The following is a 16,012-nucleotide window of genomic DNA, read 5'->3' as shown; positions in this document are numbered from 1 at the left end:
AATCGCGCCCGGCAGGCCGGCGCTCGGCGCCGGCGGCATAGGGTGGTCTCCGTGACTGCAGCTTTGGACGCGACCCAGACCCTTGCCAAGATCTTGGCCGACCACGGCCCATTGGACGAAGACGACATCACCGCACGGTTGCGGGAGGGCGGCGTCGTCGATCCGGACACCGTGCTGGACCAGGTCCTCGACGAAACCGATTGTCCGGCAAGGCAATTGGTCGACGACCGGTGGGTGTGGCTGCCCGCCCTGTTGGCCGGGCGGGTGTTCACCCACCGGCTCGGCGCGGACGAGGCCGCCCACGACCTGCTCACCGTAACTCCGGACCTGGACCCGATCACCGCGCTCTGCGAGCACGAACAGTACCAACGGCTCGCCGACGGGTCGGACGCGCGAATCGCGCTGGCCGGGCTCGACCGGGAGCTGCTCGAGCGGCGGGGCATCCCGGCCGAGCTGGTCGGACTGGCGGGCGCGCTGGTGCTGGCACCGGGCACGCTCGCGGCGTTGGGCGCGGCCGATGGCGACCTGGTTGGCGTGCGGCTGACCGAACAGGGACTTGTGGTCGAGCGGGTCACCGAGCGTTCGCTCGGCGACGGTGCCCCGGTGGCCGCGCGGCTGGCCGCGACACTCGATCCCGACGAGCCGGTGTACTTCGACGCGGCGGTGTGGACGGCGTGCGTCGAGGAGCCGGCGCTGTTCACCCAGCCGCTACCGCCGCTGTGTGACATCGTCGACGACCACGGGCTGGCGCATCGCGGCCAGTGGCTGGCGGCCGGCGGGTTCAATTTCACCGCATGGGACTTCGACCGCGGCTGCGCCGCGCTGGCCGAGCGGTATGACCTTGACTTCGACGACGCCGTCGCGCTGTACACGCTGGTCAGGCTGTACGACAAGATGTCGCTGCTGCCGCTGGCGGCGGCCGCCGTTGACGAGTCGCCCACGGCTGCATTGGCCGCGGCCGCCGAACGCGTGGCAGCCTCCGAGATCGACCGATTCGCCGATCTGGTCGCTGAGCTCGCGGCCAAGCTGTCCGATCCGGCGCTGGCCGAGCTGCTGCTCGCCGAGACCATCGGCGTCGACCGCACCGGGGCGGCGGCGCTGGGCATGTTCGCCGAGCTGCTGGAGCCGAAGGTGCCGCGCGCGGCGCGGGTGGCGTTTCGCTGGCTGCACGCGGTGGCGCTCGAGCGGCTCGGCGACATCGACGCGGCCGAACGTGAGCTGCTGGCCGCCGAAGCGATGGACGTCGACTGGCCGCCGGTGTTGTTGGACCTGGCCCGCATCGCCTCCGACCGCGGCGACGTCGAGCGAGGGTTGGCATTGCTGCGCCGCGCCGGTGCCGAGCCGGACCACCCACTGGTGGAGCTGCTGCAACGGTTTCGGCCCGAGCCGCGCCGCGAGCTGGGCCGAAATCAGCCGTGCTGGTGCGGGTCGGGCCGCAAATACAAGAAATGCCACCTCGGGCACGAAACGCTGCCGCTATCCACACGGGCCGGCTGGTTGTACGCGAAAGCCGGCCAGCACGCGCTGCTGACGGGCTGGCAAGAGCTGCTGGTCGCGGTGGGCTACGCGCGCTGCCGCCACACCGACGACGATCCTGACGAGCTGTCGGCGGCGCTGGCCGACCCGCTGCTGATCGACGCGGTGCTGTTCGAAGGCGGCGCGTTCGCGGAGTTTCTTCAGATCCGCGGATCGCTGCTGCCCGACGACGAGCGGCTGCTGGCGGAGCAATGGTTGCTGGTGGAGCGGTCGGTGTTCGAGGTCGAGCAGGTGGAACCCGGCCACGGCGTCACCGTGCGCGACGTGCGCACCGGCGACGTCCACCGGGTGCGGGAGCGGGCGGCCAGCCGCCAGCTGCGGCCTGGACAGCTGGTGTGCGCGCGGGTGGTGCCCGCGGGGGACGTGATGCTGTTCTTCGGCGGGCTGGAACCGGTCGCGCTGCACGAGCGCGACGCGCTGATCGACCTCCTCGACACCGAGCCCGACCCGGTCACGTTGGTGGCATACCTGAGCCGTCGATTCGCGCCGCCCGCACTGGCCAACACCGAAGGCGACCCGCTGGCGATCTGCGAAGCCACCGTCGGGATCAGCGACCCTACCGGGATCGAGGCCGCGCTCGACGACGCCTATGACCGAGACGGCGACGACCCGCCACGGTGGTTCGAGCACATCACCACCGACGGCATGCAGCGAATCCGGGCCACGCTGGTCCTCGACGGCGACACCCTGCGGGTGGCGGCCAACAGCGAAAAGCGAATGGACCGCGTGCTGGCCACCCTGGCGCGCCTGGACCCCGCGATGAGCGTGCTCGACGACTCCCGTCGACCGATGCACCACCCCCGCGAGCTCGCCGAGCTGGCCAGGCAGTTGCCGACCACCGACGAGGACGCGCTCGACCCCGACGACCCCGCGCTGGCCGCGGCCCTCGACGAGTTCGTGCGCGAGTACGAGACCAAGTGGCTCGACCAGCCCATCCCCGCGCTCGACGGCCACACGCCGCGGCAGGCCGCCGACGATCCCACCCGTCGCGGCGACCTGATCAAGCTGCTCGACAGCTTCCCCGCCGACGCGGCCCACCGCGGCACCATGGACGTCGACCGGCTACGGGCCGCGCTCGGCTTGCGGTAGTGCCCGTCGACCCGGCGCCGCGCCGGTAGACCACGTGCCGCGCCGAACGTGCACTGGTGGCGGCGACACGCCGGGCGAGGCCGCCGTGGTTGCACGTTCGGCGCGTCAGCTTGCCTCCCAACACTTCCCGCTCGGGTCGAAGCGAACCAGAGTGGTGAACAGTCGCACATCGGCCTCGGTGATGGTGTCACCCACCAGGTATCGCTGGTCGGTGAGGCGATCGCGCACCCAATCCAGCGCGGTGAACAGACGGTCATACGCCGCGTCATATGCCTCCTGGGTGCCCGCAAAGCCGCATCGGTACACCCCGCTGTTGATCTCGGTGTAGATCCTTGCGCTCACCTCGTCGATCTCGGCCCGCAACTCCTCGGGGTACAGCCGTGGCGCGCCGTCGCGGTGATATGCGGTCCACTCGATGGAAAAGTCCAGGGTCATCTGCGCGAAATCGTTGGTGACCACCGCGCCGGATGGGACGTCCACAATCGCCGGGACGGTGATGCCTTTGGGGTAATCCGGAAACCGCTTGAGATAGGCGTCTTGCAGCCGTGGGATCTTGAGCACCGGGTCCACACCCCCGGGATCCAGGTCGAACGTCCAACTGCGCTGGTCATGAGTGGGACCGCAAACCCTATGGAGAGAACATCTTCCAGGCCCAGCAGCCGCCGGACGATGATGGTGCGGTTGGCCCGCGGACACGCGCGGGCAACCACCAGCCGATACCGGCCCGGCTCGACCGGATAGCCGTCCCGCCCGTCGGCGGTGATGCGGGTGGTGATGTAGGTGGTGTCGCGGTCGAATTCGCCGGTCCAGGAAACATAGGGAGCCATACGGCCCCTTACAATTTCGCCCCGGTGGATGGTGACGCCGTCAGAAACCGTCGAGCCAGATTGGTCGTGGTGGACGGACCCGGTTCCCAGTGCGCGATCCAGGGGCCGGTGCCTTCGGACTGATCGATTATCCCCTGCTCCAGCCAGGTGTAACGGCCCTCCAGCACGTCGTTTGTCAGCCGAACGTCGCTGCTGTCGGTGTTGGCCCATAGCGCGTGGAACAGCGCCTCCACCCGCAGTGTGGCCTGCTGGCAGAAGACGTCGGCCAGTTCGTATGCCTGCTCACCTTCGACCGGGTCGGCAACTCGCTGCGCCTCGGCGCGAACGCACGCCGCGGACATCGCGAACAGCTCCGCGCCGATATCCACGATCCGCCCGAGAAACCCTTGCTTGTGCTCCAGGCTGGCTTGCCAGCGCGCCATCCCGTAGAAGGTGTTGCGGGCCAATTTGCGTGCGGAGCGTTCGACAAAGCGCAGGTGTGTCGCCAGGGCGCCGAACTCGCGGTACGTCGTGGGAAGTTGGCCCTCGCCAAAAACCAGTTTCGGCAACCACTTTGCGTAGAAGCCGCTGGCACCGGCCGCCGCCGCGGCCTTCTGGCGCAAATCGGCCTTCGGGTTGGCGAGATCACCGGCGGCGGTCAGGTGCGCGTCGACGGCTTCCCGCGCAATGAGCAGCCGCATGATCTCACTGGATCCCTCGAAGATGCGGTTGATCCGCAGGTCCCGCACCATTTGCTCGACGGGCACCGCGCGCTCACCGCGAGCGGCCAGGGACCCGGCGGTTTCGTAGCCCCGGCCACCGCGGATCTGCAGCAGCTCGTCGGCGACCAGGCAGCCCATCTCGCTGCACCACAGCTTGGCCAGCGCCGCCTCGATCCGGATATCGTTGCGGCCTTCGTCGGCCATCTGGCTGGACAGCTCGACCACCGCGTCGAGCGCGTAGTTGGTGGCGGCGATGAACGAGATCTTGCTGGCCACCGCGCCGTGCTTGCCGACCGGCTTGCCCCACTGCACCCGCTCGCTAGACCATTCCCGGGCGATTTTCAGCGCCTGCTTGGCGGCCCCGGTTGCTATCGCGGGCAACGACAGCCGTCCGGCGTTGAGCGTGGTCAGCGCGATCTTCAGGCCGTCGCCTTCCCTGCCGATCAGGTTTTCGCGGGGCACTCGGACGCGATGGAGCCGGGTCACGCCGTTTTCGATACCGCGCAGTCCCATGAAGTTGTTGCGCGCCTCCACGGTGATCCCCGGTGCATCGGCCTCCACGACAAAGGCGCTGATTCCCCCGCGGTGCCCGTCACTCTTGGGCACCCGGGCCATGACCACCAGCAGCTCGGCGACCACACCGTTGGTGGTCCACAACTTCACGCCCTCTAGCTCGTAGGCCTGCCCGTTCTCGATCGGCGTGGCCGTCGACGCCATGCGCGCCGGATCAGAGCCCACGTCCGGTTCGGTGAGCAGAAACGCCGATATCGCGCCGGCGGCGCATCGCGGCAAGAACTGCTGCTTCTGCTCCGGGGTCCCGGCCAGCTTGAGTGGTTCGGGCACCCCGATCGACTGATGCGCCGACAACAGTGCCCCGAGGCTGGGATGCACCGTCGAAACCATCATCAGCGCGCGGTTGTAGGCGACTTGTGACATGTTCAAGCCGCCGTATTCGAACGGTATCTTCATGCCGAAGCAGCCCAGGTCGGCCAGGCCCTTCACGTATTCGTCGGGAATCAGGGCGTCGCGCTCGATGACGCTGCCGTCCACGGTGTCCAGGAATTCCCGCAACTTGTCGAGGAACGCGTTGGTTCGCTCCTCCTCCGCGTCGGACGGCTTGGGAAACGGGTGAATGAGCTCCAACGGAAACCGACCGAGGAACAGTTCTTTGGCAAAAGATGGTTTGTCCCAACCACTTTCGCGAGACTCCTCGGCGAGGGCTCTGGCTTGCTCCTCGGTGACCTGCGCTTGCTGTGCCATCGCCGCCTCCTTGTTGACGAGTCAGATCGAGGCTTGACTACCGCCGCCTGCCCGAATACTACGACGTATCGATGTCGAAGTTACGCGCCGGTAGCTTTTGCGCCAAGACCGTCGGCTTGGCCGCGACGTAGTGTGCGACGTAGTGTCCCGCCGGCTTGTGCGACCCCGGCAGCCGGCGCCGCCTTGGCTGCGGCGAGCCAACACAGAGCGACCGCGGGACGCCACTCGACCGCCTACCCCAATCCGCCAAGGGCTACCGCTACGGGAATTGGGGGACAAATGGAAAGTCGTGACGTCACAGCATGATCGCGCTAGCGTTTGTTATTGCCGATCGGTCAATGGTGACCCCTTGGGAGGACAACGATGTCTTACGTGCTGGCGGCCCCGGAGGCGATGGCAGCGGCGGCAACCCAATTGGAGACGATCGGCTCGGCGTTGACGGTGGCCAATGCTGCGGCGCTAGGCCCGACCAGCGGAGTGCTAGCCGCCGGGGCCGACGAGGTGTCGGCGGCGGTGGCGTCGCTGTTTTCCGGGCACGCCCAGGCCTATCAGACGCTCAGCGCGCAGGCGGCCGCGTTCCATGAGCGGTTCATGCAGGCCTTGAACGTCGGTGCGGGCGCGTATGCCAGCGCCGAGGCCGCAAACGCCTCGCCGATACAGCAAGCGCTGGATCTGATCAATGCGCCCACCCAGACGCTGCTGGGGCGCCCGCTGATCGGCAACGGCGCCGATGGCGCGCCGGGCACCGGGCAGGCCGGCGGGCCCGGCGGCCTGCTGTTCGGCAACGGCGGCAACGGCGGATCGGGCGGGGTCGGCCAGGCCGGCGGTGCGGGCGGCAGCGCGGGGTTGATCGGCCATGGTGGGGCCGGCGGGGCCGGCGGGCCCGGCGCGGCCGGCGGTATCGGTGGCAACGGCGGGTGGTTGTACGGCGATGGCGGGGCCGGCGGGCTGGGGGGCACCGGGGTAGCGGGCGTCAACGGCGGCATCGGCGCGCTGGGCGGCGCCGGCGGCAACGCCTATCTGTTCGGGAACGGCGGAGCCGGCGGGCAGGGCGGTACCGGGGCGGCCGGGGAGGACGGCGTCAACCCGGCCCCCACCGGCACCGCCGGAACCGGCACGGCCGGCGCCGACAAGACCACCTCAGGTGCCACCGCATTTGGCGGAGTCGGTGGCCCCGGCGATCCCGGCGACGCCGTAACGAGCGGCGGCGATGGCGGGCGCGGCGGGAACGCCACCTCGACCGGTGGCGGCGACGCCCTTGGAGGTAGCGGCGGTATCGGGGGCAACGGCGCCTATGGCGGCGCCGGCGGCGCCGGCGGCAGCGCCGATTCCTTCGGCAATTTCGCCCAAGGGGGTACCGGCGGCAATGGCGGTAACGCCCAGGCCCCCGGCGGCGCTGGCGGCGCCGGCGGCAGAGGCGGGGACGCCCATGCGGGCACCAACTCCCCGAGCAATGCGGTAGCCGGTAACGGCGGCACCGGCGGCAACGGTTTTGACAGCGCCATTTCCGGCGGCCCCGGCGGTGCGGGCGGTACCGGGGGCGCCGGTGGCCGGGGCGGGCTGCTGGTTGGCGACGGCGGCGCCGGCGGTGCGGGCGGAACCGGTGGTACCGGTGGTTCCGGTGCCCCGGGTGGCGCCGGCGGCGACGGCGGCGACGGCGGCGACGGCCACAGCGACAGCACCAGCCTTCTGCGCAAAGCGTTTGGGGGCGATGGCGGCACGGCCGGGAACGGCGGCAACGCCCTCGGCACCGGCGGCAACGGTGGTATCGGCGGACAGGGCGGTGACGGTGGTGCCGGTGGGCTGCTCATCGGCAACGGCGGTGCCGGTGGTGTCGGCGGCACGGCCGGTGCCGGCGGGGCCGGCGGCGCCGGCGGTGCCGGCGGCGCGGGGGGTGCCGGCGGTGCCGGCACCAATAGTGGTCTTGGTCAAGGGTTTGGCGGCGATGGCAATACCGGCGGCGACGGCGGCAACGGCGGCAGGGGCGGCAACGGCGGCGCCGGCGGTGCCCTCGGCGGCAGGGGCGGGACCGGCGGGCTGATCGGCCACGCGGGCAGCGACGGTGGCGTTGGTGCCGCGGGTGCGGGCGGTGCCGGCGGTGCCGCCGGCGCCGCCGGTGCCGGTGGCGAAGCCGGCTCCGGGAAAAACACCAACGGCAATCCGGGCAACCCCGGCAACCCGGGCAACTCCGGCCGACCCGGCCGACCCGGCTAACCGGCTGCCGTCTCGTCAAACCGAGCGCGGTGACCGATGCACGCCCGGGGAATCGATAGAGCAGCTCCCCCAGCGCCGGCGACGGTGCCAGCTCCGCCGGCGCCGAGCGATCGGAGTCTCGGCGGCCGGCCGCCGGCCAACCACCGGACCGACGCGATGCCCGCATCGCCCCCCCAGCGTGCCGGCCGGCCGCAGCAACGGCGATCGTTAGGCTTCGAACTCCCGCGCGACCGCCTTGACCACCTCGGACACCCGCCGGGCCGTCTTGCGATCCGGGTATCGCCCCTTGCGTAGTTCCGGCTGGACCGTGCTTTCCAGCAACGTGATCATGTCCTCGACCATGCCGTGCAGCTCATCGGGGCTGTGCTTGTGCTCGGTCGCCGCCTCACGACGCGTGCGGGAAAGGCTCGGCGGCGGATCGAGCAGTTTCAGACTCAACGCCTGCGGGCCGCGTCGCCCGGTAGCAACGCCGAACTCCACGCGCTGGCCCGCCTTGAGACCCTCGACACCGGCGGGCAACGCCGAGGAACGGACATAGACGTCCTCGCCGTCTTCCTGCGACAGGAAGCCGAACCCCTTCTCGGGGTCGTACCACTTCACCTTGCCGGTCGGCACTGCTCTCACCTGCTTGTCTGATAAATCATCGGGGCTGCAACACAAGACGCGTCCCGGCTACGCAGGACGCGATGACGATCTCGAATCCTACTCGGATAGCTGATCGCCAACATCCCTGTTTTTGCCGTTGCTCGGTAGGCTTGCACTACCGCTGGAGGAAGTATGCGCCTAATCCTGAACGTTATCTGGCTGGTTTTCGGTGGCCTCTGGTTGGCGCTCGGATACTTGGTCGCGGGGGTTGTCTGCGTCCTGCTCATCATCACGATCCCGTTCGGCTTCGCGGCGTTGCGCATCGCGTGGTACGCCCTGTGGCCGTTCGGCCGGACCGTCGTCGACAAGCCAACCGCCGGGACGGGCGCCCTGGTCGGCAACGTCATCTGGGTGGTGTTGTTTGGCATCTGGCTGGCCATCGGGCATCTGGTCAGCGCGGCGGCGATGGCGACCACGATCATCGGCATCCCGCTGGCGCTGGCTAACCTGAAACTGATCCCGGTGTCGCTGCTGCCGCTGGGCAAAGACATTGTTGCAGTCGACTCACGGGTGGCCGCATGACACTGACCGCTCTGGGCCTACCGATGGTGCGCGGCCGCACCAACGGCAGTGCCGACGCGCTGGCCGTCCCCGGTACGGGCCCTTTGGTGGACGCGTTCGGCCGGGTCGCCACCGATCTTCGGGTGTCGCTGACCGACCGGTGCAATCTGCGGTGCAGCTATTGCATGCCGGCCGACGGCCTGGACTGGCTACCCGGCGGGCAACTGCTGCGGCCCGACGAGCTGACCCGGCTGATGCGCATCGCCGTCACCCGCCTCGGCGTCACCAACATCCGGTTTACCGGCGGTGAGCCGCTGCTGGCCCGCCACCTCGAAGACGCGGTCGCAGCGGCGGCCACACTGCGGCCCCGGCCGGAGATCTCGCTGACCACCAATGGCGTCGGGCTGGCGCGACGCGCAGCCGCCCTCGCCGATGCCGGCCTGGATCGGGTCAATGTGTCGCTGGACAGCGTCGATCGGGCCCACTTTGCCGCTATCACCCGTCGGGACCGGCTTGCCGACGTCTTAGCCGGCTTGGCCGCCGCCAAGGAAGCCGGTCTCACACCCGTCAAGGTCAACGCCGTGCTCGATCCGATCACCGGCCGCGAGGACGTCGTCGAGCTGTTGCGGTTCTGCCTCGCGCATGACTACCAATTGCGGGTCATCGAGCAGATGCCGCTGGACGCGGGCCATCGGTGGCGCCGCGATGCCGCGCTAAGCGCCGACGACGTGCTGGCCGCGTTGCGGCCCCACTTCCGGCTACGGCCCGACCCGGCACCACGCGGGTCGGCCCCGGCCGAACTCTGGTTGGTCGACACCGGCCCGAACACGCCGGCCGGAAAGTTCGGGGTGATCGCGTCTGTGTCGCACGCCTTCTGCTCGACGTGTGACCGCACCCGGCTCACTGCCGACGGCCAAGTCCGCAGCTGCCTCTTCGCCACCGAGGAGACCGACCTTCGCGGCCTGCTGCGCAGCGGGGCCGGCGACGACGCGATCGAGGCGGCGTGGCGCGCTGCCATGTGGGCCAAGCCCGCCGGCCACGGGATCAACGACCCCGATTTCGTCCAGCCCGAGCGCCCGATGAGCGCCATCGGTGGCTAACCCGATGACGCCCGTGCCCAACGAGCCCGCCGGTATTCGGGTGACCGTGCGCTACTTTGCGGCCGCGCGGGCGGCCGCCGGTACCGAAACGGAAACCGTGACGCTGCGGCCCGGCGCCACGTTGGCAGAGTTGGTCGACGGGCTCGCGGTTCGGGGCGCTCGCCTGGCGGCGGTGTTGAGTCGTTGCTCCTACCTGCGCGACGGAATCGCCGTCCGAGACGATGCGACGGCGTTATCCGCCGGCGACACGGTTGATGTACTTCCACCATTCGCCGGCGGCTAGGGCTGTGAGATATCTCACGTAACGGAACGATAACAACCCGGCCACGCTCCGATTTCGACTGCTATGAGCTGCGCAAACACCGACCCATCCTGGGGCTTTGTCGGGTGACTGTGAGAGAAACGCCCATTTTTCCCCGACGTGACGAGATCGTCTGAAACCGCTACCGTCTCGGGAGGCTCGTCAACCCAACCCGAGCGACGTGCCGTCCCTCCCTGTAACGCGCCGAGCTCCATCCAGTAGGCGAGGGATTCCGACCCGTGGATGGAGGCGGGGGACCCGTGGTCCGCCGAGATCGGATCGGGGCCGTTCGCGGCTCCTTGGGGTGAAGCCGGCGTCGTCTCAACGAAGAACGACGCGGCCGGGTGACCTCTCTGGCTTAACGCCAACCCGAACCCGACAGCTGACCTCGCAGGCATGTACCGAGAGGAATCACCGAGCGCATGAGTGGACGTCACCGTAAGCCCACGACATCGAGCGTCAGCGTCGCCAAGATCGCCTTCACCGGCGCGGTGCTCGGCGGCGGCAGCATCGCCATGGCGGCCCAGGCGGCCGCGGCGACCGACGGCGAATGGGATCAGGTAGCCCGTTGCGAGTCCGGCGGCAACTGGTCGATCAACACCGGCAACGGCTACCTCGGCGGCTTGCAGTTCACCCCAGGCACCTGGGCCGCGCATGGCGGTGGCCAGTATGCCCCGTCGGCCCAGCTGGCCACCAGAGAACAGCAGATAGCCGTCGCCGAGCGCGTGCTGGCGACCCAGGGTCGCGGCGCCTGGCCGGTGTGTGGTCGCGGGCTGTCGGCCCCGACGCCGCGCGAAGTCCTTGCCCCTGCCGCGATGGACGCGCCGCTGGACGCGCCCGCGGTTAACGGTGAGCCCGCGGCGCTGGCCGCACCGCCGGCCGACGCGCCCGCCTCCGCCGAGGCACCCGTGCCTGTGGAGTTGGCACCCGCTGACCCGGCCCCCGCGGTTCAGCCGGCCGGCAACGACCTGCCAGCCGCGCTGGGCGAGCCCATCCCGGCGGCCGACCCGGCAGCACTCGCGCCGGCGGTGGACCTGCCACAGGCTCCCGCGGACCTCGCGCCCGCCCCGGCGAACCTGGCGCAGCCCGTCCCCGCAGACCTGGCGCAGCCCGTCCCCGCAGATCTGGCACCCGCTCCTGGTGATGTGGCGCCCGCCCCGGCGGACCTGGCGCAGCCCGTCCCCGCAGATCTGGCACCCGCTCCTGGTGATGTGGCGCCCGCCCCGGCGGACCTGGCGCCCGCCCCCGCGGACCTGGCGCCCGCCCCCGCCCCGGCAATCATCGAAACCGATTGGCAGCCTGCCGACCCGGCTCCCCAACCGGCTGATGTGCCGCAACCGGTTCCCGGCGACGTCGACAACGCGCCGGTGGAAATCCACCAGGTCGCCAACGTCGCCTACACGAAGAGACTGTGGGACGCGATCCGGGCGCAGGACATCAGCGGCAACGATGCGTTGGACGCACTCGCGCGCCCATCCGTCCTGAGCTGAGGCGGCGGACACGGTCGAGGCGGTCGGCCCGCCGCATCCGGATGACGTAGCCGTCGTCCTCGCCGGCTAACGCTAAGTGGTCTCGCTCGTAGGTTCGTGGGGGCGCTGCGCGCTGACAGGCTGCCCGCCCTAGGCGTCACAGATTCCTCATCCACCCCACGCGTACCCGGTACGTGCCGGCATCCAAGGTGCCCGCCTACCAGCGACAGCCAGGGTTGTCGCGCGTAGGCGGGCGCATCGCATATCCCTACCGTGCCGAAACGCGTGAGGCGGGTGAGACACGAGGGACCGCGCACCGTGCGCACCCGGGTCACCTGCAGCCGCACAGCGCGGGTCACCCCGGCTCCAACTCCCAGCGAACCTACGAGCGCGACCACTAGGCCGGCCTATGCCGAACCCACCCATTCGTCGGACCCGTCTTCGAAGAACTGGTGCTTCCACACCGGCAGCCGCTCCTTGATGGTGTCCACCAGCTGCGCGCAGGTGGCAAACGCCGCCCGTCGATGATCGGCGGCAACCGCGGCCACCAACGCCGCCTCCCCGATCTGCAGGACGCCGATTCGATGGCTGGCCGCGACGGCCCGCACCCCGCTCGACTCCTTGGCGACCTCGGCTACCACATCGGCGAGGACCTGTTCCGCCGACGGGTGCGCGGAATACTCCAGCCGCAGCACCCGGCGTCCAGCGTCGTGGTCACGGATCATCCCGACGAACCCGACGATGGCTCCGGCGGACTGATGGCTCACCAAGTCCTGGTGCTCAGCCAGAAAGATCGGCCGGTCTGTCAGCGCGGCGCGCAGCACCAGCGTCATCGGGGGTGATCTTCGCCGGCGAGCTGGTCAAGCGCGTGGTCGAGCACAGCGGAGAGCACCCCGAGGCCGTCGCGGACACCGCCGGGTGAACCGGGCAGATTGACAATCAGGGTGCGGCCGGCCACCCCGCACACCCCGCGGGACAGCATCGACGTCGGCACCTTCGGCAGGCCCGAGTGACGAATCGCGTCGGCCAGCCCGGGAATGACGAAGTCCAGCACCGCCACGGTCTGCTCGGGGGTGCTGTCGGTGGGTGAGATGCCGGTGCCGCCGGAGGTGATGATCACGTCGACTCCGTCCTGCAGCGCCTCCTGCAGCGCCTCCCCAACCGGGTTGCCGTCGGCGACAACCTGCGGCTGCGCAGCCGAAAACCCGCGCTCGCCAAGCCATTGCGCGATAATCGGCCCGCATTCATCGGAGTACACACCCGAGGACGCACGCGTCGAAGCGATGATGATTCGGGCGGTTCGGGCACCGGTCATCGTGCCCAGCTTCCGCTGCGGCCGCCCGCTTTGCGGAGCACCCGAATGTCATCGATGCGCGCGGCCGGGTCGACCGCCTTGATCATGTCGTAGAGCGTCAGCGCCGCCACGCTGACGGCGGTCAACGCCTCCATCTCGACGCCCGTTCGGTCGGTGCACCGTACCGTCGCGGTGATCTCGATATCGGAGGCGCCGACCGTGAAATCGATGTCGACGCCGGTGAGCGCAAGCTGGTGACACAGCGGGATCAGATCGCTGGTTCGTTTGGCCGCCAGGATGCCTGCCACTCGAGCGGTAGCCAGCGCATCGCCCTTCGGTAGGCCACCGGTCGAGATCAACGTCACCACCTCCGGCGAGGTACGCAGCGCACCGGCAGCGACGGCGGTGCGCCTGGTGGCCCCCTTGTCGGTGACGTCGACCATGTGCGCGGCTCCCCGCTCGTCCAGGTGCGACAGCCCGCCCGAACGGTGGTCGGATGCTCCGGAGGCGCTGGCCACCCCGGCCGCCTACCGATTGACGACGGTCACCGGGTGGATGTATGGCAGCTCGTCGGAGGGCACCGGGAACACCAGTTCACCGAAGGGTGATAGGGCACCCGTGCGATCGGTCACGAGTTCGCTGACCGCGTGGTCGTTCGGGTCCGTGGTCGGCCAGCCGTTGTCGACGTACTTGGTCTTGCGCACCTTGCCTTCAGCAATGTCAGCCACGATCTCCATTCTGACAGGTCCCGTACCCGCCCGGGACGCAAGGTTGTCGATCCGGCCTACGCTGATCAGCGATGACCCGGCAAACCCCGACCGAACACAGCCCGGACATCCCGCTGGGGTCCTGGCTGGCCGACTTGCCCGACGAGCGGCTGATCCTGCTGCTGCAGCTGCGACCAGACCTGGCCCAGCCACCACCCGGCAGCATCGCCGCACTGGCCGCCCGGGCCCAGGCCCGGCAGTCCGTCAAGGCCGCCACCGACGAGCTCGACTTCCTGCGGCTCGCGCTGCTGGACGCATTGCTGGTGTTGCAGGCCGATACCGCTCCGGTCCCGATCGCCAAGGTGCTCGCATTGATCGGCGACCGCGCCGGCCAGGCCGAAGTCAGCGAGGCGCTGACCGACCTGAAGCACCGCGCCTTGGCCTGGGGGGAGGCCGCCGTCCGGGTGGTCGCCGACGCCGCGGCGGCGCTGCCGTGGCATCCGGGGCAGGTCACCCTGGAGGATTCCTCGCGCACCGGTGAGCAGATTGCCGATCTGCTCGCCGGGCTCGACCACGCGCAGCGCGACGTGCTGGACAAGCTGCTGGCCGGGTCCCCGATGGGACGCACCCGCGACGCCGCGCCCGGGGCGCCGCCGGACCGCCCGGTGCCGCGGCTGCTGGCGAGCGGCCTGTTGCGGCGCATCGATGCCGAGACGGTGATCCTGCCCCGCCTCGTCGGACAGCTGCTGCGCGGCGAGCGGCCCGGGCCGATGCAACTGACCGCGCCCGACCCGGTGGTTTCCACCACCACGCCCGACGACGCCGATGCCGCAGCGGCCGGAGCCGTCATCGACCTGCTGCGCGAGCTGGACGTCCTACTGGAAAGCCTCGGCGCCACACCGGTTGCCGAGCTCCGCAGCGGCGGGCTTGGGATTCGTGAAGTCAGGCGGCTGGCCAAGGCGACCGGAATCGACGAGCAGCGGTTGGGCCTGATCCTTGAGGTGGCCGCGGCGGCCGGGCTGATCGCCTGCGGCATGCCCGTTCCCGAACCGAGCTACGGTGACGGCCCCTACTGGGCACCCACGGCGACCGCCGACCGGTTCACCGCGATGCCAGCCGCCGAGCGTTGGCACCTGCTGGCCAGCACCTGGCTGGACCTGCCGGGCCGGCCGGCATTGATCGGCAGCCGCGGTCCGGACGCCAAACCTTATGGCGCTCTGTCGGGTTCGCTGTTCTCCACAGCCGCCCCGTGGGATCGTCGGCTGTTGCTTGGCATGCTCGCCGAGCTGCCCGCCGGTGCCGGTGTCGATGCCGACAGCGCGTCGGCGGCACTGATCTGGCGGCGCCCACGCTGGGCCCGGCGACTGCAGCCGGGGCCCGTCGCAGATCTGCTGACCGAAGGCCACGCGTTGGGGCTGCTGGGTCGCGGAGCGATCAGCACGCCCGGACGCGCGCTGCTGGACGAGTCCATCGATCCGGGCGCCGTCGTCGGCGCGATGACGAAGGCGCTGCCCAAACCGATCGACCACTTCCTGATCCAGGCCGACTTGACCGTCGTGGTGCCGGGTCCGCTGCACCGTGACCTCGCCGAGCAGCTGGCCAGCGTCGCCGCCGTGGAGTCGGCCGGCACGGCGATGGTGTACCGCGTCAGCGAGCAGTCGATCCGGCATGCGCTCGACATCGGCAAGACCCGCGACTGGATGCACGCATTCTTTGCAAACCACTCCAAAACCCCGGTGCCCCAAGGGCTCACCTACCTGATCGACGATGTCGCGCGCCGTCACGGTCAGCTTCGGATCGGCCTGGCCGCATCGTTCGTGCGCTGCGACGACACCGCGCTGCTGGCCCAGGCGGTGGCCGCGCCCGCCGCCGAAGGGCTCCAGCTTCGCGCCCTGGCACCGACCGTGGCGGTGTCCCCCGCGCCGATCTCCGAAGTGCTCGCCGCGTTGCGGAGCGCAGGGTTTGCCCCGGCCGCCGAAGACTCCACCGGCGCCATCGTCGACGTCCGGCCCCGCGGGGCCCGGTTGCCCGCGCCGCAGCAACGCCGCCCGTACCGCCCGCCGCCGCGCCCAAGCGGTGAGACGCTGAATGCGGTGGTCGCGGTGCTGCGTAAGGTGACCGGCGCACCGTTCGGCAATATCCGGGTCGACCCGGCGGTCGCGATGTCGCTGCTGCAGCGCGCCGCGAAGGATCAAGCCACGGTATTGATCGGTTATCTCGACGCCGCCGGCGTGGCCACCCAGCGGGTGGTATCGCCAATCGCCATCCGTGGCGGACAACTGCTGGCGTTTGATTCGGCGTCGGGGCGGCTGCGCGAGTTCGCCGTTCACCGCATCACATCGGTGATGTCGGCGGACGACCGATAATG

Annotated in this window: 13 protein-coding genes, 1 pseudogene and 1 riboswitch; of the genes and pseudogenes, 7 read left to right on the top strand and 7 right to left on the bottom strand. The window is 70.1% G+C overall.

Features of this window, described 5'->3' with window-relative positions; translation table 11 throughout:
* Nucleotides 1-51 precede the first annotated feature (51 nt).
* Nucleotides 52-2,625, top strand: coding sequence for an SEC-C domain-containing protein (locus G6N20_RS00200; protein ID WP_232065394.1), 2,574 nt, complete (start codon nt 52-54; stop codon nt 2,623-2,625).
* A gap of 132 nt (nt 2,626-2,757) precedes the next feature.
* On the opposite strand, the pseudogene G6N20_RS00195 reads toward G6N20_RS00200, so the two are convergent.
* Nucleotides 2,758-3,452, bottom strand: a pseudogene (locus G6N20_RS00195) (glutathione S-transferase C-terminal domain-containing protein); the annotation flags it as partial.
* A gap of 8 nt (nt 3,453-3,460) precedes the next feature.
* Nucleotides 3,461-5,413, bottom strand: coding sequence for an acyl-CoA dehydrogenase family protein (locus G6N20_RS00190; protein ID WP_083051154.1), 1,953 nt, complete (start codon nt 5,411-5,413; stop codon nt 3,461-3,463).
* A gap of 363 nt (nt 5,414-5,776) precedes the next feature.
* Here G6N20_RS00190 and G6N20_RS00185 point away from each other — a divergent pair, with 363 nt between their 5' ends.
* Nucleotides 5,777-7,627, top strand: a complete 1,851-nt coding sequence (locus G6N20_RS00185; protein ID WP_083051152.1) for a PE family protein — start codon at nt 5,777-5,779, stop codon at nt 7,625-7,627.
* Between the two features lie 207 nt (nt 7,628-7,834).
* On the opposite strand, the gene G6N20_RS00180 is transcribed toward G6N20_RS00185, so the two are convergent.
* Nucleotides 7,835-8,242, bottom strand: coding sequence for a cold-shock protein (locus G6N20_RS00180; RefSeq protein ID WP_083051150.1), 408 nt, complete (start codon nt 8,240-8,242; stop codon nt 7,835-7,837).
* 162 nt (nt 8,243-8,404) lie between these two features.
* On the opposite strand from G6N20_RS00180, the gene G6N20_RS00175 reads away from it, so the two are divergent.
* From G6N20_RS00175 to G6N20_RS00160, 4 genes are all read left to right on the top strand, one after another.
* Nucleotides 8,405-8,794 carry a YccF domain-containing protein gene (locus G6N20_RS00175; RefSeq protein ID WP_083051148.1) on the top strand — a complete coding sequence of 130 codons (390 nt, stop codon included), beginning with the start codon at nt 8,405-8,407 and terminating at the stop codon, nt 8,792-8,794.
* Complete coding sequence (gene moaA / locus G6N20_RS00170; protein WP_083051145.1) at nt 8,791-9,873, top strand: GTP 3',8-cyclase MoaA; 1,083 nt, start codon at nt 8,791-8,793, stop codon at nt 9,871-9,873. Before G6N20_RS00175 ends, moaA begins: the two co-directional genes overlap by 4 nt.
* Nucleotides 9,874-9,877: 4 nt before the next feature.
* Nucleotides 9,878-10,156 carry a MoaD/ThiS family protein gene (locus G6N20_RS00165; protein WP_083051142.1) on the top strand — a complete coding sequence of 93 codons (279 nt, stop codon included), beginning with the start codon at nt 9,878-9,880 and terminating at the stop codon, nt 10,154-10,156.
* Between the two features lie 238 nt (nt 10,157-10,394).
* A riboswitch (cyclic di-AMP (ydaO/yuaA leader) is annotated at nt 10,395-10,587 on the top strand.
* A 9-nt stretch (nt 10,588-10,596) separates the two neighbouring features.
* Nucleotides 10,597-11,664 carry a transglycosylase family protein gene (locus G6N20_RS00160; RefSeq protein ID WP_163662665.1) on the top strand — a complete coding sequence of 356 codons (1,068 nt, stop codon included), beginning with the start codon at nt 10,597-10,599 and terminating at the stop codon, nt 11,662-11,664.
* A gap of 386 nt (nt 11,665-12,050) precedes the next feature.
* Here the strand turns inward: G6N20_RS00160 and G6N20_RS00155 are convergent, their stop codons facing one another.
* The 4 genes from G6N20_RS00155 to G6N20_RS00140 are packed head-to-tail and all read right to left on the bottom strand — an operon-like array spanning nt 12,051 to nt 13,665.
* The gene (locus G6N20_RS00155; protein WP_083051889.1) at nt 12,051-12,476 is read right to left on the bottom strand and encodes a molybdenum cofactor biosynthesis protein MoaE; all 426 of its coding nucleotides are present in this window, start codon (nt 12,474-12,476) and stop codon (nt 12,051-12,053) included.
* Nucleotides 12,473-12,958: a MogA/MoaB family molybdenum cofactor biosynthesis protein gene (locus G6N20_RS00150; RefSeq protein WP_083051886.1), complete on the bottom strand. Its 486-nt coding sequence runs from the start codon at nt 12,956-12,958 to the stop codon at nt 12,473-12,475. Before G6N20_RS00150 ends, G6N20_RS00155 begins: the two co-directional genes overlap by 4 nt.
* Entirely contained in the window at nt 12,955-13,455 is a 501-nt protein-coding gene (moaC, locus tag G6N20_RS00145; RefSeq protein ID WP_083051883.1) for a cyclic pyranopterin monophosphate synthase MoaC, read from the bottom strand. Before moaC ends, G6N20_RS00150 begins: the two co-directional genes overlap by 4 nt.
* 9 nt (nt 13,456-13,464) lie before the next feature.
* A complete protein-coding gene (locus G6N20_RS00140; RefSeq protein WP_142272198.1) occupies nt 13,465-13,665 on the bottom strand; it encodes a hypothetical protein in 201 nt (66 codons plus the stop codon).
* Between the two features lie 71 nt (nt 13,666-13,736).
* Between G6N20_RS00140 and G6N20_RS00135 the strand changes: the two genes are divergently transcribed.
* Complete coding sequence (locus G6N20_RS00135) at nt 13,737-16,010, top strand: helicase-associated domain-containing protein (RefSeq protein WP_083051878.1); 2,274 nt, start codon at nt 13,737-13,739, stop codon at nt 16,008-16,010.
* The last annotated feature ends 2 nt before the right edge of the window (nt 16,011-16,012 follow it).

Origin of the sequence: Mycobacterium shinjukuense, assembly GCF_010730055.1 — a bacterium.
Lineage (GTDB): Bacteria > Actinomycetota > Actinomycetes > Mycobacteriales > Mycobacteriaceae > Mycobacterium > Mycobacterium shinjukuense.
This window is presented reverse-complemented; position numbering and strand designations above follow the sequence as displayed.